The sequence below is a fragment of the Treponema sp. R6D11 genome, assembly GCF_054786075.1.
The window spans coordinates 1-609 of the sequence record NZ_BDHD01000693.1 but is presented as its reverse complement, the minus strand read 5'-3'; the positions used below and the strand labels follow the sequence as shown (position 1 = coordinate 609).

Here is a 609-nt window from a genome sequence, read left to right as displayed (position 1 = left end):
ATCCAAGCTCGGCAAATTCATTTGCCTGTCTGCCGCGGATACCCAATAATTCCGGCGCAACTTTGCTGGAAATAACGTCTTTTTGGCTGAAAAAATGTATTCTTGAATCCATATACTTTTCCTTATATTAGAACAATTTAAGCACGGAGTTAACAGGTCCGCGCAAAAACGCTTCAAATTGATGACTGGCTCCCTGAGCCAGATAACGCTGTAATTTAGCCACATCTTGAATGTCGCTTCCGGCTACGGCAAATTCAATGGCACTGCCATGTTTTACCTTGCCCCATTTAAACAACGAGTTAATGTCAAGTATTCTTTCCTGTTCGTAATAAATAAAAACTTCCAGGTTGGGATGTTTGGCATTATAACTTGCGATGATTCTCTTCCATGCTTCAACATTTCCGTTATGGAAAAGCTCATTTTGTACAATAACCGCATAGCGGGGGGTCATCCTTGCAGGTCCTCCCGATGATTTTTGCACTATAGTCGCCGATTTCTTTACAGGAGGAGCGGCGGTCGCCGAGGCGCGTTTAGCAGGGGGTTTTCCCTAACGGAAATGTTTAAGCATGGAAGAGAATCATCGCAAGTTATAATGCCAAACATCCCAAC

The 609-nt window shown here is 43.5% G+C and carries 1 protein-coding gene; it reads right to left on the bottom strand.

All coding sequences use genetic code 11. From position 1 onward, the window contains the following. Positions 1-127: 127 nt before the first annotated feature. On the bottom strand, positions 128-481 hold the full coding sequence (locus ACYVTD_RS15530; protein ID WP_461248601.1) for a hypothetical protein: 354 nt from the start codon (positions 479-481) through the stop codon (positions 128-130). Positions 482-609: the final 128 nt, after the last annotated feature.